The sequence below is a fragment of the Parapedobacter pyrenivorans genome, assembly GCF_014636865.1.
Classification (GTDB): Bacteria; Bacteroidota; Bacteroidia; order Sphingobacteriales; family Sphingobacteriaceae; genus Parapedobacter; species Parapedobacter pyrenivorans.
The window spans coordinates 1497140-1519486 of the sequence record NZ_BMER01000001.1; the positions used below are offsets into that span (position 1 = coordinate 1497140).

Genomic DNA, 22347 nt, shown 5'->3' on the forward strand with positions numbered 1-22347 from the left:
ATCGCCGTGCTTACTAGCTTTGACACCTTATGAGACGAATACACCTATTTGAGTTTGAAGATTTATCTTGGTTTCCGAAATGGCTCCGCGATTACGGTACGGATTTCCTCCGGGCCATCGCTGACCAGGCGGACTATTACGAGCATTTGGTTCCGATTATCAAACAGGCGTTGGAACGAACTAGGCAAACAACCTGTATTGATATTGCTTCCGGCGGCGGCGGTGGATGGGAAAAGATGCTCCAGCGCTTAATCCCCGATGTACCTGACATCCGGGTGGTGCTGACTGATTTTTTTCCGAATAAAGACGCGTTCGATTACCTCGCACAGCAATTTCCAAACAATATTTCGTACTACGCCAAGCCGGTAAATGCGTTGAAGGTACCCCATGAACTGAAGGGGTTGCGGACACAATTCGTATCGTTTCATCATTTTCCACCCCACCAAGCCCAGCGTTTAATAAGTAATGCGGTGCTACAGCAATCGCCCATCTTGATCGTGGAAGCGCAGGAAAGAAGTCTGTTTACCTTGTTGAAGTTTTTGATCCTGTCGCCGCTGAGCGTATGGTGGCTCACGCCACGTATCCGCCCATTTAAATGGCGTAGGTTACTTTTCACGTATTTGATTCCCATCATACCGGCATACCTACTATGGGATGGGTTGGTAAGTGTGTGCCGCACGTACAGGGCCAACGAAATGCTCGATTTTGCACACCACGCTGATGTCGACCGGCGCTACCTCTGGGAGGTCGGCAGGATTACCGATAAATTGCTGCCCGTTACCTACCTGCTGGGGTATCCCGTTAACCGTCCGAGCGATCGCACGGGCGGTCAAAATATGAGCTCTTTTACGGCTGGGAGGTAATTGCGGCCCACGTTGATTTCGATTGCATTCGGCAGTGATACGAAAAGCTTGCTGATGTCGCGGTACAGCTCTTGGATGTGATCGATATTAATAATGTAGGAGCGATGGATTCGGATAAAATATTGGGGATTCAACTTACGTTCGAGCTGGCCGATACCGGTGGTACTCAGGTAGGATTCTCCGTTTAGCATATGAATCCATGTGTAATCTTTGTCGGCTTTCAGGTGGGTGATTTTATTGATGGGTATGCTGGTCAAACGATGGCCCTTTTCTACCAGGATCCGCGCCGGATAGTTGGCTGGTGAATCGCTCGGACTGTCTTTTTTGCGGGCGGCTTCACACCGATGATCAAAACGCTGCAGTGCGAGCTTTACGCGTCCAGCCGTCAACGGCTTGATGAGGTAGTCAATGGCTTGATATTCGAATGCTGCTGCTGCATCTTGTGCAGACGCCGATGTCAAGATAACCGATGGTTGGTGTTCGACAGCGTCCAAGACTTCAAAGCCGTTTTTCCCCGGAAGTTTGACATCCATGAATACAAGATCCGGCTGCAGCGCGTTGATGTACTTTTCGGCTTCCAAGCCGTTGCAGCATTCCCAAAATACAAACGGGTAGGGCTGGCAGCTGATGTTTTCCCGAAGCCAATGTCTGGCGGAATGATCGCTATCTACAATCAATACGGTCTGTTTTCCCATGGTTGTCTATTCGTTATCATAACAGTACAAAGTTATCGGCTGCGATCATTCCATAACCTGACATATGTCAGAAATTGCGATATGATTGGTTTTTTTGTATTTTAGTGTCGTACTAGGCTGAAAATAACCTGCTTGTTGATGACACCACGGAAACTTTTTGAAAATGCCTGCCACTTTGCGCAACAATATGGCGTGCTGTTCACGCCTGATGAATTCAACATCATCAGTTCACACACGCGGCATGAGATCCTACCACCGCATACGGTGATTATGGAGCAGGGCAAAGCGGTCAACACACTATATTTCCTGAATAGCGGCATCGCGCGTTTATACCGGATAGAAAAGGGTGTCGATCATACGTTGGGGATTGTTTCGACGAATTACTTTTTGTCCACACCACTGTACCTCCAAAGTGGGCAGTTATCTACCTGTGCGTTGGAGTCGCTCACAGAGATCGATGTCTTGGTATGGGATAAGGAAAATGCACTGTCACTAAAAGGAGCGATACCGCGGATGTATGACCTAGAGCTGGCGATCATGGACCGGTTGTTGGCGTGGTTGCAAGACAACCAGATAGATGCGATATGCATGACAGCGGAAGAGCGGTATAAGAAAATAATGGAAACCCAGCCGGAGGTGATCCGGCAGGTTCCCCTGAAATATATTGCTTCACTTTTGGCGATTCACCAAGACAGCCTCAGCCGGATCCGAAAGACGCTTGGGCAGAAGCAAGATTAGGATGGTAGTTATGGGGCTCCGTAATCAAATCAATCCCCGTAGGTAGGCCTCTTTTACCAAACCAGCTGAATTCCTGATGTTCAATTTATGATTCAGGCTGTGTCGGTGTGATTCTACGGTACGAACGCTCAAAAATAACTTATCGGCGATTTCCTGATTGGAGTATTCGTTAGCGACCAATGCAAGGATTTCATTTTCGCGCTTGGTCAACTTCACCTCCACGGATGTGCGTTTGCCAGTAAGGGTTTGCCGCAAAATCGCTTGTTCGATTTGGCGATCCAAGAATTGCTGCCCACGGGCAACGGTATCGATGGCCGCCAGCAGGTTACTTTTATCCGTGCCTTTCAGCAGGTACCCGCTGGCGCCGTTGCGTATCATTTTACGGACATAAACCACTTCGTCGTGATTGGTGAGCGCAATGATATGCAATGTAGGGTGTTTTTTAAGTACGGCGGTGCATAACTCAATGCCGTTGGTGTCCGGTAGCTCGATGTCGAGCAACAGCACATCAGGTACAGCTTGTTCCAATTCGGCCATCAATTGTTTGCCGTCAGTAGCGGTAAACAAGATCGGGTAAGCAGGCTGATCGCTCAACATATGAGCCAATCCACTGATGATGAGCGAATGGTCATCTACAATTCCAAGGGTAATCATAACAGGTATTCTCCAAAGCTTGTGCAAAATAACTAAAAATCGACCACCCGCCATCCGTGGTACTACGGAAAGTTGATTAACCGTAGGTTCGAACCTCGGCTCCCTCCCGCTTGACAGGACGGTGGTTATCCGTTCCGATTTCGATGTAAATAGATGTTCCTTTCCCCGGCGCGGAACGGATTTCATAGGTGCCGCCCACGAGTTGTATCCGGGAAGATAAATTCTTGAGCCCGATACCATCCGCTGTCAACTGTTCGGGGTCGAATCCCTTTCCATTGTCTTCGATGGTAATCGCGAGACGGTTACCTCCATCGACCACCTGTACAATACCCTCGGTGGCATCGGCATGTTTCACCATATTGGTTACGGACTCTTGTACGATGCGGTATAGGAGGAGCTCGGCCTTCTTGTCCAATTGGGGTATCGCTCCTATGATGTAGCATTCCAATTGCAATCCGGGTCGGCGTATTCTTTGGCAAAATTCCTGTATGGCATAGGCGAACCCCTCGGTGAGTACGATTTCCGGTGCGAGATTGTGTGAGATGTTTCGAATTTCTTGCACAGCTGATTCAATGAGCTGACCGATGTGCAACTGCGGTATCGGATGGCCATCAGCTAATGCATTGACCTGTAGCTTCGCCGCCGAAAGAATGCTGGCTACACCGTCGTGCAGCTCCCTGGCCGTCCTTGCCCGCTCTTCCTCTTCGCCTTTAAGCTGCGCTTCCAGCAATCGGTTTTCCTGTTTGGAAGCTTCGGTCCTTCGCTTTTGCTGGCTGATGAGCCGACTGGACATAAGCAATAAAACCAAGAGGAGGACCAATGCAACAGCCAGGACAATCCATTTGTTTTTGCGGTCGAGCTGAGCCTGTTGTTCGCTGATCTTCAGCGCTTGTTCGGCTATCGATTTTTCTTTCTCCGCTGCTTGGTATTTTACCTCCAACTCTTGGATGGTTTGCTGTGTTTCCCGGTTCAAGAGGGAGTCGCTGAGGCGTTCGTACTGCTTGCGGAATTGAAGGGCTTGCCGATAATTGCCCAGCCCTTCCTTGATTTCCGCGCCGGATAGGTAGAGCTCAATGAGCTTGGGTTTGGCAAGCTCTTCCCTGGCCAAGACGAGCGCCTTATCAAAATAGGAACTTGCTTGATGGTATTGGCCCATATTCTTGTATACGGTGGCAATGCCAGACAGTACGTATACTTCGTTGCCGGGAGGTGCCTGTTGCAATAATACCTCGGCTTTCTGATACGTTTCAAGGGCGAGCGGAAGGCGGTCTTGGCGGCGATAGATGTCGCTGAGATTGATGTAGGCGGTCAGTTTCGTTTGTACATCGCCATGGGACTGACCGATAGCAAGCAGTTGCAGGGCGTGCTGTTCTGCATCGGTGAGCTTGTTGGCCATCGCCTCGGCTACCAATATGTTTACCAGGCTCATTGCCACGGCAACGGTGTCCTGTAGCTCTTCCGCAATCTCAAGTGATTTTAATCCATACTGCAACCCCTTGTCGATATCGTTCAAATCGAGGAGCAGTGAACTGAGGTTGTTGTAGAATTTCCGGCGGTCCGATAAATCACGATGTGTGGGGTTTTCGATTCCGGACGATAGCTCCAGGGCTTTCATCAACGCTTCGGCGGCCTGCTTGAGCTTACCCTGTGCTTGGTATTGGAGGGCCATGTTGTTGTATCCATACGAAGCTTTCTGCTTATTGTTGACTTTGAGACTAGCCGCCAGCTGCTGTTTGGCAAGGGTGAGTGCTTCGTCATAGCGTACTTGTTGGTATAAAAAAACAGCATAATGACCCGCATAAGCAATCCGCCCGATATCGGAATCGAGCTCTTCCACCAGTTGGCCTGCTTTTTTGAAGTAATGTTCTGCCGAATCGGGAAAGCCTTGCGCTTGTTTTTCCTTTGCGATGTCGATGAGCGCAAAAACCCGTACGCTATCTGATTTGGCTTCCTGCGCCGAAAGATCAGCACACAATCCAAAAAGCAGTAATGATGAAAGCAGGTATGTAATCAGGTACACGTTGGCCGTTTTTAGTCAACGTGTAGACGAAACAAGGACTGGAAATGTTACACACGCAACGATTTTTCATCCGATGCTTAGTTGCGTGGGGTCATTACCGCGGTGATGGTATGGGTACCGTGTGCCGATTCATGGCGCGAGGTTAAAACAATCTTCGTACTCGAGGCGGACGAGACGGTGGCTATCACGGGTTTATCGCTATGGTAGTGGTCCATCGTCACCGTTTTTGTCGATGCATCGTATGACCAAGTGCCGGTTTCTTCCTCATGTTCTTCCTCTTCGTCGCAACGCTCCGATCCGTGGTCCGTCAGGATAACACCGTCGCTCCGGTATTTGCTGACATCATCACGTTCACAAGGTTCCCGCAAGATGGTCAGGTCGGTATCCGGTTCGCCATCCATATCGACATCAAGTGCGGGGTGGATGGTCGTCGATGTCAATACCCAATAGCGGTCACCAAAGGGTGCGGCTTGTGCGGTTGACATCGGTTTGTTAGGCCAGCTGGCGGCGGAAAGCATGGTTCCGATTGCTAGTAAGGTGGTCACGTGTACTGTCTTTATCTTCATTACTTGACTTGTTTATGCAAGCAAAAGTAGGTGTTTTCGCTCGGTGTCCAATCGGTGAGAGCCGGTAATCGGCTAAATTCAGTAGTAGTACGTAATCCCATTTTCGGCGGTAACTGCGCTATTTTAACACCAAACGCCAGCCTAGTTTTGCATCTACTTACTAGTTCGAAAAAAGATGAATACCATTTTAATTGCCGACCGGGAGCCCATGCATCGCCAGCAAATCAGGCAGCACATCGATAACCATCCCGGATTTCGCGTGATCGGTGAATGCGGGAGCTGCCACGAGACTATCCGTTATGTAAATGCGCTCGAGCCCGACGTGCTTTTCCTGGATGTGCAGCTGGGAGACAAGGCGTTTGACCTGATCCGTAAGGCGGATCATATGCCGAAGGTTATCTACACGGCACGGAACGAATCGTATGCGCTACAAGCGTTTGATCATCAAGCGCTCGACTACCTATTAAAACCCTATGGCGCGGCGCGATTGGATGCGGCGTTGCGGAAGGTGGCTTGCCCGGCCATCGCAACCGATGTACCGGTGCATGCGCGCGTGTCCACCCGCCAGCCCAACCACCTGTTCGTGGAAGAAGGGGATCGGCTGCGGCGCATTGCCATGCTCGATATCCGTTACCTGAAAGCTGCGGGCGACTATACCGTGGTTTATACGGGGCATGGCGAATTCCTAAGCTCTTCGGGTATCGGAAGCATCGCGTGTCGATTGGATAATTCACAGTTTTTGCGCGTTCATCGTTCGTTCATCGTCAATATCGAACGTATCGAAGCTTGCTATCGTGATTTCGGTAGGCTCTACTTGGTGATGGAAAACGGACAGGAAATCGGTGTAGGGAAACACTACTTGAACGGTATCAAATCCTTGATTCTTTAGAGGGGAACATGGGTTATTTTTATATAGACGGGGAGCGACTGCGTTGGGTGTTGGTTGGATTGGCGATATTGCTATTGCTGCTTCTTAAAATGGTTGTTTGGTTGATTTACACGTGCCGAAAGAAACGTAAACGATGAATAGTCAGCGTAAAAAGCGGAGGTCCTTCGAATTGGAACTCCGCTTTTTGCATAAAAGGCTGCAAGTTATTATTCCCAATAATATTCCAGTTTTGCGCAATTGTCGCACTGCGCGGCAATCTGCGGCTCGAAGTGGAGTTCGTAGTCCGCCACAAACGGGTCGTCCGAATTCCACCGGCGGAAGGTTGCCGGTTTCCCGCCGTATGTACCGGTCAGCCGATAACGGCCGATGGGAATGTCCCTGAGGGTGTGGGCATCTTCAGCTTTTAAGTGGATTGCCTCCCCTTGGCTGCCATCAATCAGCGGTCCAATCGGAGTGAGCAGAAAATCGATTTCGGTTGCTTCGATGTAAATCCCCGGAAAGTTATCGATGGTCACTAGTCCTCCATAATGACCGGAAAGTGGCTCGGGCATGATGCCCGTCAACTTCCATACGAAATTGCGCACCGCACCTTCGTCCCCGAAACCCGTGGGGTTATCAGGGTGTAAATAAAATGAATAGGTCTTGCCGTTGTATGCGACTTCCCGTTTGGCGAATGCGTACCACGAGCCCGTCGGTACCTTGATGGCGTACTTGCCTTCGCCGTTTGTGCGGGTGGTTATGTTGGCATTGAAGAAGATGCTATGGTCAATGATAATGTGCGTGCCCTCCAGCGGTTTTCCGGCCCCGTCTTTGACAATACCCGTTACATAGCCAGTTCGTGCGCCATCGCCGTCTGGCCCGTCTTTGGTCTTTGTGCAACCGCTATCTAGCAGCGGTATCACGCTCCATGCCAAGAGCGTAATCCCTCGCGTGAACTGTTTTTTGGTATATTCCATATGATTACCTGAATTAATGTTGCTTAATCTTGAATGTGCATTTCACCGATTTACTATCGCTGTAGCCGCATGCTTGGTCGCTATAATAGACCGTGCCGGAGAATGTGCCTTCGATGGCGCCATCCGTGATTCCAACTTCGGTAACGCCACTATAGCGGATGTCTGGACATTGGACGTAGACGTTGTGAAAAGACTTCCGGGTTCCGCCGGAAGGTACACTCACGAGGATAAACGATTCGCCGGAATTGATACCGCCGGGGTACGTGCCCGAGCCGGTCCCAAAGCAGCCCAACGTGACGGTCACACCTGCTTCATTGGCGCTACTGACGGTAATCTGACCGCCCATGACCGCCCCCGATGCGCCCTTCGATAGGTCTTGGCGCACCCCGTCTACCTCAAGGAAAAAATAGTGATCGGGCTCCAGCAGGATTTTCGTGAGCAGGATCAGCTTACCAAGCTTTCGCCGGCCATCGGGCGCCGTAGGGTCGCTGATGTAACCGTATTTGCTTTCCACTTCCACCTGAATTTCGACTTCGGTTGCTTCATTGATGACTGCTGGCGCTGTGTATACCGCATCACCGAGTTTGCCATACTTGTTCGCCTGCGGTTCCAACTTGCCTGGGCCCGATACGATCTTCCAGTTACTTATCGTTATATCTTCTTTCCAATAACCGATGTCGTCCATGGCACCGAGCGATACGCTGTCGATATGATTGGCGGGGACGAGCTCGCCCAGCACTTGTTGCAGCAATTGGAGGTTCACCGTCCCTCCGGCCCCGATGGATTCCCGGTCTTTCCGAAGCGACAGCAAATCAAACCATACCCAGTCGCTGAAATGTGTGGTTGCCACGGTCAAGCGATGCTGGGCCTCGTCCAATGCCGTGGAAACGCCACACCAAACACCTTTGTCGTTCTGGAAAGCTACCATACGCGTCTGTGGGGCACCACCGGTTTGGGGCTCGTATATAAACGACACCTGGATAGGTTTTTTGAAGTGGGTGCCCTCCGGCGTGAGCCGGAAGGCCGGATAGGGAGAAGTACCATCGAGCGTATTGGCGATGGGCTGGATGCCGAATGCCGTGGGCTGTTCCACCGCCCCGGGCGGAACTTCCAGCCGTACTGCGCCGTGAAACCACAGCACGCCGCCCCGGGCATCGATAATCGTCGATACGGCATCGCCCATCGGCTGCCCTTTGGGTCTGATTACCGGCTCGCCGAATACGGGGCGCGGTTCTTCGATGGCGGGCGTGTCTTTGCTGCAGGAAAGTGCGAGTAAGAGGAGTAGTCCGCCGGCCAGCCGATAGGTGTACATATTGACGAATTTCATGTTCATTTTTTGGCAAGTATCGGCAGTTCGCGCAATTGCCTTTCTTGTTTTCGATAAACGATCGATAGCGTCGACAAAGGGGCTCGAAACAGCGATGAGTGAAACACTGATTTTCGTCGAAGCTATAATGCGTTCGTGCCTTTATATTGCTGTTTGTCGAAACGGAAGGCGGCAATTGACTGGAGCAATTAGCTTTGTGCCGATTAATTTTAGTATGATGAAGTATTTTTCAGTAAAAGGTCTCACGGTTGTTGCCGTACTTTTCGGCGCCGTACCGGTAGTGGCACAAGCGCAGTCTATCCTCAATAAAATAAAAGGGCGTGCGGAGCAGACCGCTACCCAGAAAGTACTGAACGAAACCGACAAAGCGGTCTCCAAAGGCATCGATAAGGCTATCGAGTCCGCATCAACACCGGCAGACGGTAAGGCCTCAGGGTCCAGTGGTCAACCATCAGCAAATGGCGAGCTTGCGGCACCTGGAAGTGATACGACGGGCAACCCCAAGGCTTCCATTCAAGCGTTCAGCAAGTATGATTTCATTCCGGGCGACTCGGTGCTGTATGCCGACGACTTTTCCGGCGAAGCCATCGGCGAACTGCCCGGTGGATGGAATAGCAACGGTGGCTCGGTAATCGTCAGCCTGAACGATATTCCCGGCCAATGGCTGCGTATGGCACAGCGAACGGTCGTCTTAACGGCCAACGAAAAGCCTTTCGGACCGGACTTTACGGTCGAATTCGATATGGTGCTGCAGTATGATTTCAAAGGGTGGCTGCCACCGTCTTTCCAGTTCGGTTTGCTGGCCTCCGGTGGCGAATCCACGACCTCCAATAAACTTTTGTCCGATCCGAAGGGCGAGAAGTCGTTTTATGTGGAAGTTTCCCCGCTCTCCGATGCCGGAAACATCGTGCTCGAGAGCTACGAGAAGTATATCCGTTATTTCAATAGTCCACCCACGAGGAATCAATTGGTAAGTCAATGGTATGGGAAAGTCTCGCACGTAGCCATCCAAGGGCAGAAAGAACGACTGCGTATCTGGGTGGATGGCGAAAAACTGTATGATGTGCCGAAAGGCATCGCCAAAGCAGGTGAGTTCAACCAGCTCTATTTCAAGCTAAGCAGCAGCCCGTACAACGACGAACAGATCGGTGTTTATTTCGGTAATATCAAGATTGCCAAAGGCCTGCCAGATACCCGGCATAAGCTGGTGGAAGCGGGTAAGTTCAGTACAACAGGCATCTTGTTTGATACCGGTTCAGCGACCATTAAGCCGGAATCCGCCGGTGTGCTGAAAGCTATTGCGGCAGTACTCACCGGACATCCGGACATCCGTGTACGCATCGTCGGCCATACGGATGCCGTAGGCGACGATAAGGCCAACCTCGAACTCAGTGGGCGCAGGGCCGCTGCGGTGAGCGAAGTGTTGCAAGCCGAATATCAGATTGAAGGCAGCCGACTGGAGACGGGGGGCAAGGGTGAAGCGGAGCCGGTAGCCGACAACCAGACAGCGGCAGGCCGGGCGCAAAACAGAAGGGTAGAATTTATTAAATTATAAGATTGATGAGCAAGTGGATGTATTATACGGTAGCGCTTTGGCTATTGGTCGGTTGCGGAAAAGGAGAGGGGACAGACCTCCCGGATCCGTTGGAAGAAGGCAACGATTGGGATATGGTCATTCCGTCCTCAAAAGACAAACCGGGTCTGGGCGATAATGACGGCATTCCCGCCGGCGTACCCTGGCAGCTGCCGCATGGAATCGAAGTTGTAGCGCGGCCGGACAAACCATTCAGCCCCGATCTCGGACTACTACATGGTAGCCTGAACACATTTTATGCCGATGTGAATTTTATCAACAACTTGGATGTGACGGTCACCGTAGAAATACCGAGTGGGTTAATCTGTTTGTTCAAACACGAGGGACGCACACAGAACGGTATCTTAACGTCAACGGTACGCATCCAGGTACCGCCTACCTATGCGGACGTCAATCCGCCTGCGGATACAACCACTGTATACCTCGGCTTGGGTTGCCTTAACTATTCCATGGCATTTCCGTGGGAGGAAAACCAGCAGTGGGACACACAGGACTATCCCATCGGCAAAGACATGTACGAACCCGGTGTGGTAACCACCGACCCGAACATCCGTAAGCTGCTGGAGCTGCTCAAGGCTTATCCCAAACTGCGGCTCACGCAGCATTATAACCCGCAGGAAATGTTCGACGAAGACTATCAAATACCCGAGTGGCGCGTTATCTATACGATGATCCAGGGGGCTTTATGGGAAATTACCGATGGGCCCGGATTGATGCGGAAAGACTACCGGGAGCTAGTGGAGGCATTGCAGCCGTATAAGTAACGATACAAAACGTGTTAGATTCCGATCTTAAAATCATGAAAAGCCGCAATATTCAGCTCGAAGGAAATGCGGTGCCGGCCCGTGCCCAACGGAACGGGTTTGGAAAAATAGTGGTGATAGCCATAATATAGCCGGAATATCGATCCTAACGTGACCCCCGCCTTTGGCGTGATTCGCCAGTTGCCGTTGGGAAAATCCATATACCACCCCACGTCAAATCCGCCACCGATGGTCGCCGCGTCAAACAAGGAGGATCGGATACCTACGTCTACGTTCAGTTTCGGGACGAGTGCGAATTGCCGAGCGAATATGGATTCGACACCCAAGGAAATGTCATAAAAACTTCGTTCTTGTGATCCATATAAGGTGTTGTAGGCGATGAGACCGAGATCTATGCCTATGACTCGTTGATAGGATATGCCCAGTCGGTTTATGGGTATAAACCCCGAGGCCCGTTGTGCTTGGGCGCCCGTCACTGCCACCATGCAGCCCAACAAGGGCAGCAAGGCCAAACGGAGTTGGCGGTATCTTGAACCGGTAGTCATCGGACGTAAAAATACAAAATAATGGGTAACGGCTCACATCAACGATGCCGCTTGTTTGCTCCCCCTATGAAAGCATGCAGACACCCCGAGCCGGAAACTTGCCTTGGCATCCAGGTAAGGGTTTCCCGCCACCCAGCCTTGGGTCTTGCCCTCGGCGACGGCAACAATGCGCCACGTTTTATCCAATACATAGGCTCCCTGTAGCCGTAGCAATCCGCCTGGAGTGGCCTGACGATCATGGAAGCCTTTAGGTTGCAGCCAGAGCATAGCCGAGGGTTGTAGCAACAGGCGGTCCTTTCCGGCAAGGCCGAGTGTATAAGGACTCCGTTCTACCTCTACGCCGGGGACCAACCTATGGTTGTTGCGGTAACCGTGCAGACTGACGAGGTATTGTCGCCCTCGGTGATCGAGAAAGAAATCTGCCGTGAGGTCATATCCAAACGAATTGAGGTAGTGTCTCACAGCAACGTTAAATGCCGTCTGGTCATTCAGGCGGATACGGTTGATACCGATCATAAAGGGCGAAAGGAAATTGAGGTACTGCATTTTGCCCATCCTTTCCAGGTACCGGTATTCTTTGTCAGTCAGTACCGTTGTCTTAATGGCGCGGTCGATGCCCACACCGCTGGGGTGTGTGCCGCGTGCTTCGTAAGGCTCGTCCGGTCGGTGCAAGTCATATACCCATGGCGTAAAGTCCCAACCCACAAAGTCGCGGTCGGCCACGGTCAGCCCATACGCATTCATGCTGTCGATGCTGCCGTTGTAGTCTTTTTGTTTGAACTGATTCACATAGTCGATGGCATGCTTCGTGAGCAGGATGTTTAGTGCGATATTGGCGTGCTTGGAGTCGCTGAAAAAATTGTCCTTTTGCAGTCCCCGCAATAACAAGAATTCGCTTTCAATGCCAGCGGCGAAGCTACGGACCAGTTCTTGCGGAGCTTCTTTTTTCAACCGGATGAGGTCTTCATCCTTCACCCGGCTTACCGATCCATTCGCGAATCCGCCATTGAAGCGGTTATACGTCTCGTCGTAAGACGCTATGCCCCGTATGGTCAATCCAGCCCGATGGAATTCTTCGTGCATCCATTGGGCCGAGAGTACAACACCGTAGTAGGTAAACGCATAATCAACTAGGCCGGAAGTGATGTTGGCTGCAATGCGGTTGTAGACATGCCTTCGTTTGTTGTCAGGGCGGATAATACGCTGCCAGAGTTTATTGTTGAAATGGTAGTTGACACGGTGCAGGTTTTGTGTCACCGCGAGCGCTTGCTGCATGGAATAGCTATCGAACAATTCTCCGGCACGCGCCGCATCCCGCTGAAACGGGAGGTCGAATAAGGGCAGGTCGATCTGCAGCGGATAGGCACCCCCGACAATTGGCGTAGGCGTTTGTGCGGATAAGGGTGAAGCACCGACCAATAGCGCCCCCAACCCGATTGTGATGAAGAGCGAACGCATGTCAATCAATGCCAAGGAGTGAAAAAATATGCGCTTCAAGAACCGGTAGATCCGATTCGTAGGTGGTGCGACCTGCTGGCTGTGCGACGGATTGATGCAGGGAAGAATTTTGTCTGTTGGTCGTAGCCGAACTCGCATGGGCGAGCAGCTCAAACATTTTCATGTAGTTTGTCGATTCTTTGATAATTTGCTGACACATAATCTGCTATTTTTCCACAAAGGAAGCGATTCCTTTCAGTTGGCAATTTGCGAATCGACAAGGGACGTTTGGAATCGATAAGCGGCGATGTATGCCGATAAAGAAATGTGATTTTATGGACTATTCATCACGCAACGCCTCAACAGGGTTCGCTACTGCCGCCCGTATGGCTTGCCAACTCACCGTGAGCAATGCAATCGCTTTCGGACGCACCTTCATTGTAAGCCGTATTTTCCAACAAGATGTCCGATACCAGCTTGTAAGTCTGTGGAGCCCGTTCATGATAGCTATCGTAACTGTTGTGGAAAGTGATATACCGATAGATAAACAGTCCGCATGCAATAGCGACGCCCAGCCCGATAATGTGCAGGGTCGTATACTGCGATTCCGCCTTAAGCTCCGTAGTGCGGCCTTTAAATAGTTCTTGATCATTTTGCGACTAAACCGTTACAGTTTTCGCGCCAAAAAGACAGCTATTTTATAATCAATAGATTAGGTTTGTTTTTAATGATGCACGTGTTCGATATCGAACACGGGTTGCCCATTTGCGGACAGGCTAGCTAACCACGCTTTCAAACTTTGTCCATTAAAAGTTGTTGTTATGAAAAGACATCATTCGCAACATCAAACAACATACCATGACGCAGCAACGGAATCACAAAGGCGAAAGCGATCCACAAATTTTTACAGAAATACGGTCTTTTTTGAAGGCTGCCAATTCGGGCGACGGTAAACCTATGGAACAATTAAGTCCAGAAGAAGCCCGCCAGGTGCTGGTAGATGCACAGCAATCTGTGGAAGTTGATGATTCGGGTATTGAGGAATCGGTACGTTCGATTTCGCAAAATAGCTACGATGTGGAAATCCATATTGTCAAGCCTGATGGCGCAAAAGATGATGCCCCCGTCTTTATTTTCATTCATGGCGGTGGTTGGGTGTTGGGGGATTTTCCAACCCACAAACGATTAGTAAGGGACTTGGTGGTAGAGAGTGGAGCCGTTGCTGTTTTTCCCAATTACTCCCGTTCACCAGGAGCTCGCTACCCAACAGCTATAGAAGAAATCTATGCGGTCACGCAATGGGTGTCTCAGCATGGGCGAGAGATCGGGGTAGACGGCAACAGGCTTGCCGTAGCGGGGAATAGCGCAGGGGGAAATATGAGTGCAGTAATTACGTTGATGGCAAAAGACAGAAATGGGCCTAAAATCAACTTTCAACTGCTACTTTGGCCGGTCACCGATGCTAATTTTGAAACGGAATCGTATAATTTGTTTGCGAATGAGCGGTTCTTGACCAAAAATATGATGAAGTGGTTCTGGGATAATTACCTGCCCGATGTGGACAAAAGAAAGGAAAGCTATGCATCTCCGTTGCAGGCCAGTATAGCGCAGCTAAAAGGATTGCCACCGGCATTAGTGCAAACGGCAGAAAACGATGTGCTACGGGACGAAGGCGAAGCCTATGCCAGGAAACTAGACGAAGCGGGTGTAGCGGTTACGCTTACCCGGCACGGCGGCTTGATCCACGATTTTGGCCTGTTGAATCCCATTGCCAACGTCTCTGCGATTCGAACCGCAGTTCAGCAGGCAGCAGTAGCTTTGAAGACGGCGCTAGCATAACCCAAGCGCTTTCCTCCATCATTGTTTTAGCCCGTTGCGAAGGCGGCTCCATCACTCATCCCTAAGCGAATCCACCGGATTCGCTATCGCCGCCCGTATCGCCTGCCAGCTTACCGTGAGCAAGGCGATGGCCACAGCTGCCAATCCCGCGACCGCAAACATCCACCACTCCGTATCAATGCGGTAGGCAAAATCCTGAAGCCACCGATTCATCAGCCACCATGCGATAGGAGCGGAGATCATGACGGCGATCAGGACCAACTTCAAGAAATCAGCCGACAGCAACCTGACGATGCTTGCCATCGACGCTCCCAAAACTTTGCGGATGCCGATTTCTTTGGTGCGCAGGTAAGCGGTAAAGGTGGTCAGTCCGAGCAATCCCAAACACGATATCAGTATGGCAATGAGCGAAAAGTAATTGAAGAGGGACGCCTGTTGTATCTCGCCGGCATACAGGTAGTTGAACGTTTCGTCCATGAAGTTAAAATCGAACGGATACTTTCCATTGTATTTCTTGAATGCGATCTCCGCAGCTTTGATGGCTTGCGTTGCATTGTCTGCGGTCGTGCGGACTTGCATCAGGTTTGCACGATCAGGCGCGTATACAAAAATCGCCGGACTGATTTCTTGCTTCATAGAAGCGAAATGGAAGTCTTTCACAACACCGATAATGGTTCCCTCGGTATCCCAAACGCGGAATCTCTTGCCTATTGGATCTTCAATACCAGCTTCTTTTATTGCGGTTTCATTCAGGATAAAGTGGGTACTGTCACTTGGGCTGCCGGTGAAGTTCTTTCCTGCTACCAAGGACATCCTATAAAACGAAAGGAAATCATGGTCTACGGCTACCGGTCGCAGGATGAACGTCGATCCTGGTTCCTTTCCATCCCACTCGGCACTTCCCGTGATCTGGCCTAGCCAAAGGATATTGCCCAACGATCGCGTAACCTCCTCCACCCCCGGTTGCCTGAGCAATTCGGTTTTTACGGCATCATAATGTGATGCCATATCGCGCATCCAAAAACCGAATACCTGCTCTTTATCGTACCCAAGGTCTTTCTTGCGCATATAATCCAGCTGCTGTGTGATGAGGATAGTGCCGGTAATGAGGGTGATGGATATGACAAACTGTATAATCACCAGTGCTTTGCGGAAAAGAACATTACCAGCCGCCGATGAGATTTTGCCTTTCATTGCCGCAATAGGAGCAAATGAGGAGAGCAATATACTCGGATAAATGCTGGATAACAATAAGGTACCCAGCGTCGATGACCCAAACACCAGCCAAAAATGGTCGTCGGAAAAGTCGATACGTAGATCTTTTCCGGATAAATCATTGAATGCGGGCATCAACCCTTGCATCAGCACGATGGCAAGGGCAGCGGACACGATAAAAACCAATGCTGTCTCAATGAAAAATTGCAAAAATAGGTTCCGTTTGTTAGCACCGATGACCTTCCGTATGCTTACTTCCTGGGCCCGTAGCATCGAACGTGCTGTGGAAAGGTTCACATAGTTAATGCAGCCAATGATCAGAATCAAAATAGCAATTGCAGTGAAAATGCGTACCGTTCCCATGCCGTTTTCTGTCCCATCGGCACGATATAAGTGCGTTTCGGCAATGGGCTGCGGGAGGTAATCCGCATCGGTATCGTCTGGCTTTTGGCTGATATGGATATCATATAACTTTTTGCTGAGCGCCGTCAATGACGTGCCGGGTTCAAGCAATAAATAGGTATCGTAATTGAAATACGTAAAATTGGTGGTCAGGTCGACGTGGTTTTGCGTAAGTTCATGCCTGAAATGATAGTCGATGGGCACTATCATGTCGCAGCCTAAGCTGGTATTACTGGGGAAATCGGCCAGTACACCGCTTACGGTGAGAGGTGTTTTTGAATCGGCCACAATGACTTTTCCCAATGGGTCTTCGTTTCCGAAGTATTTTTTGGCGGTGGATGCCGTAATGACTACCGATTGATCGTTTGCAAATGGCCTGTTTTTATCCCCATATAATAGCGGAAAGTCGAAAACCGTAAAAAAACTAGGATCAGCAAACACGACATTTTCGTTGCCGAAGGCTTTATCTTGGTATTCAAACAATGAGAAGGTAGATCCAGCAGAAGTGACGCGTACCTGATCCACAACCTCAGGCAACTGATCTTTGGCCATCGGGCCGATTGGGGCTACCGTCGCTTCCCAAATTTGGCGGCTGGATCCGGTACCACCCCATAAATCCAATTTATAAGTATCGGCAGCCTTGTCGTGAAAACGATCATAACTCAATTCGTCTTGCACCCATGCCAATATGAGCATGCCGACCGCCAGGCTAATGGTTAGCCCGCCGATATTCAGTGCCGAGAAAAATCGGCTTTTCCAGATATTACGCCAGGCCGTCTTAAGGTGGTTCCTTATCATTTTTTAGCTATTAGATAATAAACACTAGACAAAACATATCATTCATCCCGCAACGAATCCACCGGATTCGCTATTGCCGCTTTGATCGCCTGCCAGCTTACCGTAGCTAATGCGATCACCACCGCCGCAATCCCAGCCAGAGTAAACATCCACCATTGGATGGTGATCCGATAAGCAAAATCAGCCAGCCAAGCATTCATGATCCACCAAGCAAGTGGGGTGGCGATGAAAATAGCGATCAATACCAGTTTCAAAAAGTCCTTGGAAAGCAAACGCACAATACCCGACACCGAAGCGCCTAGTACCTTACGTATGCCGATTTCCTTCATCCGCAGTTCCGCCATGTACATGGATAATCCCAGCAGGCCCAAGCATGAAATGAAGATGGCAATACCCGCGAAGATGCCAAATAGGATCTGTTGGGTTTGTTCACGCTCGTATAATGCGCCGAAGCGGTCGTCCAGAAATTCATACTGAAATGGGTTGCTCGGAAAGCGGGCTTTCCACACCGATTCCAGGTGATTCAATGTTGTACGGATGTCTCCCGATGTCCGTACAGACCACCACCCATAGCCATCGGGGCTCATGGCCATTGCCAAGGGCACCATATCTTGGTGCAGCGACTCGAAATGGAAATCCTTGGTAACCCCGACGATCTGTCCCTTTCGGTCGCCGTAGGCAAAGGCTTTTCCGATGGCTTCAGCGGGATCGTTCCATCCCAACATGCTGACGGCTGACTCATTGAGAATAAACCCATCGGTACGGTCCGTGGGGTGGGCTCGGGATAAGTTACGCCCTGCAGCCATTTCGATTTGGTAGGTCGGTATAAACTGCTCGTCAATCGCCAGTCCTTTGATCATCATACCCGAAGGCTGTAATTCGCTTCCCCGCATGACGAAAGCTTCCTGACCATCCAAAAGCCTCCCCGTGGGGATACGTGACGAACGGGCTACGTCAACAATGCCTGTTTGCTGCACAAGCTGTTGCCGCATCGATTCATAGGTGGTAGAATCTCCCGTTGCTGGCAATAATATAAGCTGTTCCTTGGTATAACCTAATTTGAAATCCTGGATGTGCCGCATTTGATTGTACACCACTGTCGTGCAAATAATCAACAACACAGCGATGGCGAATTGTACCGTTACCAAAAGCTGTTGCAGTATACCCTTCTTAACATCGGTAGCCACCTTGCCTTTGAATACCTTGATGGGTTGGAAAGCCGTAAGAAAAAAAGCGGGATAACAACCCGAAACCAACGCGGTGACCAGCGTCACTGTCACTATGATGCCGATGAAGGTCGGGCTAAGCAGATCGCCAAATAAGAGGTTTTTGCCTGATAAACTATTGAGAAGGGGAAGTGTGGCCAGTACAAAGGTAAACGACACCAGCAATGCGATGACGGTGTAGAGTAACGACTCCGTAAGGAATTGCCTGATGAGCTGGCCGCGTTGCGCGCCGACCACTTTGCGCATACCCACTTCCTTAGCGCGCTTGGCCGATCGGGCTGTGGTGAGGTTCATGTAGTTGATGCAGGCAATCACCAAGATGAATAGCGCGATGGCAGAGAAAAAGTATACATATCGGATGTCTGATGTGGGCTCTATTTCTGAATCGGTATGCGAATGCAGGTGGACGTCCGTGAGCTTCATTAGGTGAAGTACAGACCACTTGGAGGTATTCTCACCCATGTGCTTATTCTGGAATGCAGGAAAAGCATCCACCATCTTCTGTGCATCATCGTGTTCCGGAAGCAGTAAGAACGTATTGAACGCGTTGTTGCCCCAATTCGTCCGCAAAAGTTCAGCACCATATATATCGTCATCATTCAATGTCGCAAACGAAATCAGAAACTCAGGATGCATCGTCGATTGGTCGGGAAACGGGTCAAACACGCCGGAAACCATCATTTCTCCTTGGTTATTCACGCGTATCATGCGGCCTATCGGGTTTTCGTCGCCAAAGTATTTCTTAGCCATGGGCGTAGACAACATGATGGTGAACGGCTCTTTCAGTGCAGTATGCGCATCGCCCTGCACCACATTTACCGTAAATAGATCCAAAAATCCATCTTCCGCAAAAAATACCCGTTCTTCTTTGAACAGCACATCACCATGCTGGATAGCAAGGCTCGTTTCCAACATGCGGACCATCCGTTCCACTTCAGGAAAATCCTGGGCAATCAACGGACCGTAGGGTGGCGCTATACCCGCCAAGTGCAAATCCGTTGAACCATCTTCTGCCAGAAACTCCCGCGATACCCGGTAAATCCGGTCCGCCTTTTCATGAAACCGGTCGTAGCTCAGTTCGTCCTTGATGTACAGCGCCAGCAAGAGGGATGCCGTGAGTCCAATGGCTAGCCCACTAATGTTGATCACAGAAAAGATCTTGCCCCGTACGAGGTTGCGCCAAGCTGTTTTGAAGTAGTTTCTTATCATTTACTTTAGTAGTTAGTACATCGCATTTCTTTTCCATCCCCATTGTTTTCGCCTGTTGCAGACCCGACCTAGGATACGGCAGCGTAGCGCATCGGATCCAGTCGGGGAGCAATAGGCGAAAATTAAACTTTCATTCATTTCTCAAACTATCCACGGGGTTTGCCGCCGCCGCCCGCAGCGACTGAACGATGACCGTAGCCAAAGCAACCCCCAATACCAAAAGACCACCTAGGAGCAGTAACGCCACGGGTGTATCAATGCGATAGGCGAAACTTTCTAGCCATTTGTTGCTAATCCACCAAGCAATCGGCGCACCGATGAGAAAGGCGATACCCATCATCTTGATGAAATCACGCGAAAGGAGGGTAATGATGCCTAATACACTTGCCCCAAGTACCTTCCGTACCCCGATTTCCTTTACCCTCTTGTTGATAGCCAGCAAGGCGATGGCAAATAAGCCCATACACGAAATCAGGATGGCCAAGGTCGCCCCACCGATGATGATGTTTGCAACACGCCGGTCCCGTCGGTATTGGTTGTCCGTATTTTCATCGAGATAGGATGCTACATCGACAGCGTGGGGATTCACTTTTTTCCATAGGGATTCCACGGCCGCCAGCGCCGACGTCAGACTTTCCGGCCTGACCTTGATGAAGATATATTCCAGTGGAAAATCTCGGGGATTAATAGTCATAGTGAGCGGCTCTATCTGTTGGCGAAGATCTTTGAAATGATAATCTTTCACCACGCCGATGACCTGACTGCCGCCGTTAATGGGAATCGTTTGCCCTAAGATTTTTTCAACACCACCCAATTGGGTCGCCATTTGCTCGTTAATGATGACGGCATTGGTATCTGCCGTAAACTCGCGGGAGAACTCACGCCCTGCCACAAGCTGGAGGTCTAACGTTTTCAGGTAGTCGTAATCTACGCGCTGCCAGTGCGTACGTATGATCCGATTTTCATGCTCAAACCCAATACGCGAGGTTGACATGCTTCCATCCCTCCCCCGGCCAACATTGGTGTCTGACCCACTCACACTTTCCACCTGAGACAAGGTCGCTAATTCCGCCCGCATACGGGTTAACGCATGTTCCCCATCGATTTCGTCCCCAATAGGGATGCTGAGGACGGCGGTCTTGTTAAATCCCAGTGGTCGAGTATGAAGGTAATGCAATTGGCTTCCCATGATCAGCGTGCAGGTTACCAGCACGATGGTAATCATGAATTGTACGATGGTAAGTATGTTTCGCAATCCTCCCCTGGTATTGAACTGAAAACGACCTTTAAGCGTCTGGATGGTGTTAACGCGTGATATGATCCACGCTGGATATCCTCCAGCGATGAATGTTAGCAACAGGAATGTAGCGAGGAAGAGCAGGAAGTTCGGGTCGGCAAACAACTGGCGGATGGATAGTCCGTAGTTCATATTGGCGTTGTAGGACGGAAGCAGTACCTGTGCTACCAACAGACCCAATGTGAGTGCGGCAAGGCATACCAATAATGCCTCGGCCCAAAGCTGTAACATCAATTGCCAAGGCCGTCCGCCGAGTGTTTTGCGCATGCCGATTTCTCGGCTTCGTGTGAATGAGCCCGCCAACGACAAGTTAACAAAGTTTGACCCTGCGATAAACAGAATTAAACCTGCAATAAGTAACAAGATCCAAGGGAATGCAGGTGGACCACCACCACCGATACCCAACGTATTGAGGCGATAGTCTTTCATGGGTAGCACCTTCAAAGCTAAATACTCGCCATTTTCGTCGGGTTTTGCGCCATCTCGCTTCAGATTCGCGATTTCACCTACATAATGGGTAGCCATGAATGCGCGTGCTTGTTGGTTAAAGACTAAGGGATCTAACTTATCGCCTGCCCACTGAACGAACACGCTGTGATTAGCGTCGCCCCAATTGTCAAGCTGAGCGCTGTAATCCGGCATCATGTGTTCGAAGCGAAGCAGTGTATTGAAGGTCAGGCTTGAATTTTTGGGGAGCACCTCCGTAACCGCAGCAACCGTTTTGGACTGCCACTCCCCATTGATTTGCGCTTCCAGTGTTTGTCCCACGACATCAGTGCGCCCAAAAAGATTTTGAGCCATGGTCCCGCTGATGACGATGTTATCTAACTGGTTCAGTGCCGTAACAACACCACTCATCAATCGAAAGCTGAACATTTCCAGGAAATCGGGGTCTACAAATCGTGCTGACGCAGAAAACTGCTTGTCGCCGTGTCTGAGTAAGACACCGCCGTTTCCGAATCGGGACATCCGCTCCACGGCAGGGAGTTCCGCTTTCAATGCAGGGCCAAAAGGAACCGGTTTCGTCTCTCCGTATTCTTTTCCCGTCGTCGGATTGGATTCGTCATAGACCAGACCGATCCGGTTCTGGTTTGCATGGAAATTGTCAAACGACAATTCAAACATGGCTGTGAGAAACAGGAGCACTGCGGACGCAAAGGCAGCGCCTAGGCCCAATACGTGTATAGCGGTAAATAATTTGCGTTTCCGGAAGTTTCTGAACGCAATGTTGATGAAATTTCTGATCATAATAAATACGTGATACACTAAATTTGATTTTGTCCTTGACCCTTCCTATCCGTACTTGTTTCAGC

General features: G+C 50.3%; 19 protein-coding genes. 7 read left to right on the plus strand and 12 right to left on the minus strand.

The window, feature by feature from the left end; all coding sequences use genetic code 11:
* Positions 1–29 precede the first annotated feature (29 nt).
* The gene (locus tag IEV98_RS05985; protein ID WP_188504969.1) at positions 30–863 is read left to right on the plus strand and encodes a hypothetical protein; all 834 of its coding nucleotides are present in this window, start codon (positions 30–32) and stop codon (positions 861–863) included.
* Here the strand turns inward: IEV98_RS05985 and IEV98_RS05990 are convergent.
* Entirely contained in the window at positions 830–1558 is a 729-nt protein-coding gene (locus IEV98_RS05990) for a LytR/AlgR family response regulator transcription factor (RefSeq protein ID WP_188504970.1), read from the minus strand. The two genes, IEV98_RS05985 and IEV98_RS05990, sit on opposite strands and share 34 nt — an antisense overlap.
* Before the next feature lie 138 nt (positions 1559–1696).
* Between IEV98_RS05990 and IEV98_RS05995 the strand changes: the two genes are divergently transcribed.
* Positions 1697–2296 carry a Crp/Fnr family transcriptional regulator gene (locus tag IEV98_RS05995; RefSeq protein ID WP_188504971.1) on the plus strand — a complete coding sequence of 200 codons (600 nt, stop codon included), beginning with the start codon at positions 1697–1699 and terminating at the stop codon, positions 2294–2296.
* Positions 2297–2320: 24 nt separating this feature from the next.
* Here IEV98_RS05995 and IEV98_RS06000 read toward each other — a convergent pair whose 3' ends face one another.
* The 3 genes from IEV98_RS06000 to IEV98_RS06010 form a co-directional block, all read right to left on the minus strand.
* Positions 2321–2950: a response regulator gene (locus IEV98_RS06000; RefSeq protein ID WP_188504972.1), complete on the minus strand. Its 630-nt coding sequence runs from the start codon at positions 2948–2950 to the stop codon at positions 2321–2323.
* Positions 2951–3026: 76 nt separating this feature from the next.
* Positions 3027–4970 (minus strand): ATP-binding protein, encoded by a 1944-nt coding sequence (locus IEV98_RS06005; RefSeq protein ID WP_188504973.1) that lies wholly within the window; start codon positions 4968–4970, stop codon positions 3027–3029.
* Between the two features lie 77 nt (positions 4971–5047).
* Entirely contained in the window at positions 5048–5536 is a 489-nt protein-coding gene (locus IEV98_RS06010) for a hypothetical protein (protein ID WP_188504974.1), read from the minus strand.
* 175 nt (positions 5537–5711) lie between these two features.
* Here IEV98_RS06010 and IEV98_RS06015 point away from each other — a divergent pair, with 175 nt between their 5' ends.
* Positions 5712–6425, plus strand: coding sequence for a LytR/AlgR family response regulator transcription factor (locus IEV98_RS06015; RefSeq protein WP_188504975.1), 714 nt, complete (start codon positions 5712–5714; stop codon positions 6423–6425).
* A gap of 206 nt (positions 6426–6631) precedes the next feature.
* Here the strand turns inward: IEV98_RS06015 and IEV98_RS06020 are convergent, their stop codons facing one another.
* Positions 6632–7381: a carboxypeptidase-like regulatory domain-containing protein gene (locus IEV98_RS06020; RefSeq protein ID WP_188504976.1), complete on the minus strand. Its 750-nt coding sequence runs from the start codon at positions 7379–7381 to the stop codon at positions 6632–6634.
* 13 nt (positions 7382–7394) lie between these two features.
* Positions 7395–8708 carry a hypothetical protein gene (locus IEV98_RS06025; protein ID WP_229738598.1) on the minus strand — a complete coding sequence of 438 codons (1314 nt, stop codon included), beginning with the start codon at positions 8706–8708 and terminating at the stop codon, positions 7395–7397.
* Positions 8709–8922: 214 nt separating this feature from the next.
* Between IEV98_RS06025 and IEV98_RS06030 the strand changes: the two genes are divergently transcribed.
* Both IEV98_RS06030 and IEV98_RS06035 read left to right on the plus strand, forming a co-directional pair.
* On the plus strand, positions 8923–10263 hold the full coding sequence (locus tag IEV98_RS06030; protein ID WP_188504978.1) for an OmpA family protein: 1341 nt from the start codon (positions 8923–8925) through the stop codon (positions 10261–10263).
* Between the two features lie 5 nt (positions 10264–10268).
* Positions 10269–11066 (plus strand): hypothetical protein, encoded by a 798-nt coding sequence (locus tag IEV98_RS06035; protein ID WP_188504979.1) that lies wholly within the window; start codon positions 10269–10271, stop codon positions 11064–11066.
* Between the two features lie 14 nt (positions 11067–11080).
* Here IEV98_RS06035 and IEV98_RS06040 read toward each other — a convergent pair whose 3' ends face one another.
* Genes IEV98_RS06040 through IEV98_RS06050 form a run of 3 tightly spaced genes read right to left on the minus strand, consistent with a single transcriptional unit; the run spans position 11081 to position 13268 of the window.
* Positions 11081–11611 carry a hypothetical protein gene (locus IEV98_RS06040; RefSeq protein ID WP_188504980.1) on the minus strand — a complete coding sequence of 177 codons (531 nt, stop codon included), beginning with the start codon at positions 11609–11611 and terminating at the stop codon, positions 11081–11083.
* Positions 11612–11644: 33 nt separating this feature from the next.
* Positions 11645–13084 (minus strand): hypothetical protein, encoded by a 1440-nt coding sequence (locus IEV98_RS06045; RefSeq protein WP_188504981.1) that lies wholly within the window; start codon positions 13082–13084, stop codon positions 11645–11647.
* Entirely contained in the window at positions 13071–13268 is a 198-nt protein-coding gene (locus IEV98_RS06050) for a hypothetical protein (protein ID WP_188504982.1), read from the minus strand. The genes IEV98_RS06045 and IEV98_RS06050 overlap by 14 nt, the downstream gene beginning before the upstream one ends.
* Positions 13269–13383: 115 nt before the next feature.
* Here IEV98_RS06050 and IEV98_RS06055 point away from each other — a divergent pair, with 115 nt between their 5' ends.
* Both IEV98_RS06055 and IEV98_RS06060 read left to right on the plus strand, forming a co-directional pair.
* Entirely contained in the window at positions 13384–13689 is a 306-nt protein-coding gene (locus tag IEV98_RS06055; RefSeq protein WP_229738599.1) for a hypothetical protein, read from the plus strand.
* A gap of 217 nt (positions 13690–13906) precedes the next feature.
* Positions 13907–14887, plus strand: a complete 981-nt coding sequence (locus IEV98_RS06060; protein WP_188504984.1) for an alpha/beta hydrolase — start codon at positions 13907–13909, stop codon at positions 14885–14887.
* A 51-nt stretch (positions 14888–14938) separates the two neighbouring features.
* Here the strand turns inward: IEV98_RS06060 and IEV98_RS06065 are convergent, their stop codons facing one another.
* From IEV98_RS06065 to IEV98_RS06075, 3 genes are all read right to left on the minus strand, one after another.
* The gene (locus tag IEV98_RS06065; protein ID WP_188504985.1) at positions 14939–17302 is read right to left on the minus strand and encodes an ABC transporter permease; all 2364 of its coding nucleotides are present in this window, start codon (positions 17300–17302) and stop codon (positions 14939–14941) included.
* 38 nt (positions 17303–17340) lie between these two features.
* Positions 17341–19737, minus strand: a complete 2397-nt coding sequence (locus IEV98_RS06070; protein WP_188504986.1) for an ABC transporter permease — start codon at positions 19735–19737, stop codon at positions 17341–17343.
* 130 nt (positions 19738–19867) lie between these two features.
* Positions 19868–22282: an ABC transporter permease gene (locus IEV98_RS06075; RefSeq protein ID WP_188504987.1), complete on the minus strand. Its 2415-nt coding sequence runs from the start codon at positions 22280–22282 to the stop codon at positions 19868–19870.
* Between the last annotated feature and the right edge of the window lie 65 nt (positions 22283–22347).

Coding starts and splice junctions, on each gene's coding strand:
- IEV98_RS06055 (WP_229738599.1), top strand. CDS start 13,384: ATGGACTATTCATCACGCAACGCCTCAACAGGGTTCGCTACTGCCGCC.
- IEV98_RS06025 (WP_229738598.1), bottom strand. CDS start 8,708: ATGAAATTCGTCAATATGTACACCTATCGGCTGGCCGGCGGACTACTC.
- IEV98_RS05995 (WP_188504971.1), top strand. CDS start 1,697: ATGACACCACGGAAACTTTTTGAAAATGCCTGCCACTTTGCGCAACAA.
- IEV98_RS06075 (WP_188504987.1), bottom strand. CDS start 22,282: ATGATCAGAAATTTCATCAACATTGCGTTCAGAAACTTCCGGAAACGC.
- IEV98_RS06065 (WP_188504985.1), bottom strand. CDS start 17,302: ATGATAAGGAACCACCTTAAGACGGCCTGGCGTAATATCTGGAAAAGC.
- IEV98_RS06000 (WP_188504972.1), bottom strand. CDS start 2,950: ATGATTACCCTTGGAATTGTAGATGACCATTCGCTCATCATCAGTGGA.
- IEV98_RS06040 (WP_188504980.1), bottom strand. CDS start 11,611: ATGACTACCGGTTCAAGATACCGCCAACTCCGTTTGGCCTTGCTGCCC.
- IEV98_RS06015 (WP_188504975.1), top strand. CDS start 5,712: ATGAATACCATTTTAATTGCCGACCGGGAGCCCATGCATCGCCAGCAA.
- IEV98_RS05985 (WP_188504969.1), top strand. CDS start 30: ATGAGACGAATACACCTATTTGAGTTTGAAGATTTATCTTGGTTTCCG.
- IEV98_RS06050 (WP_188504982.1), bottom strand. CDS start 13,268: ATGTGTCAGCAAATTATCAAAGAATCGACAAACTACATGAAAATGTTT.
- IEV98_RS05990 (WP_188504970.1), bottom strand. CDS start 1,558: ATGGGAAAACAGACCGTATTGATTGTAGATAGCGATCATTCCGCCAGA.
- IEV98_RS06010 (WP_188504974.1), bottom strand. CDS start 5,536: ATGAAGATAAAGACAGTACACGTGACCACCTTACTAGCAATCGGAACC.
- IEV98_RS06030 (WP_188504978.1), top strand. CDS start 8,923: ATGATGAAGTATTTTTCAGTAAAAGGTCTCACGGTTGTTGCCGTACTT.
- IEV98_RS06070 (WP_188504986.1), bottom strand. CDS start 19,737: ATGATAAGAAACTACTTCAAAACAGCTTGGCGCAACCTCGTACGGGGC.
- IEV98_RS06060 (WP_188504984.1), top strand. CDS start 13,907: ATGACGCAGCAACGGAATCACAAAGGCGAAAGCGATCCACAAATTTTT.
- IEV98_RS06035 (WP_188504979.1), top strand. CDS start 10,269: ATGAGCAAGTGGATGTATTATACGGTAGCGCTTTGGCTATTGGTCGGT.
- IEV98_RS06020 (WP_188504976.1), bottom strand. CDS start 7,381: ATGGAATATACCAAAAAACAGTTCACGCGAGGGATTACGCTCTTGGCA.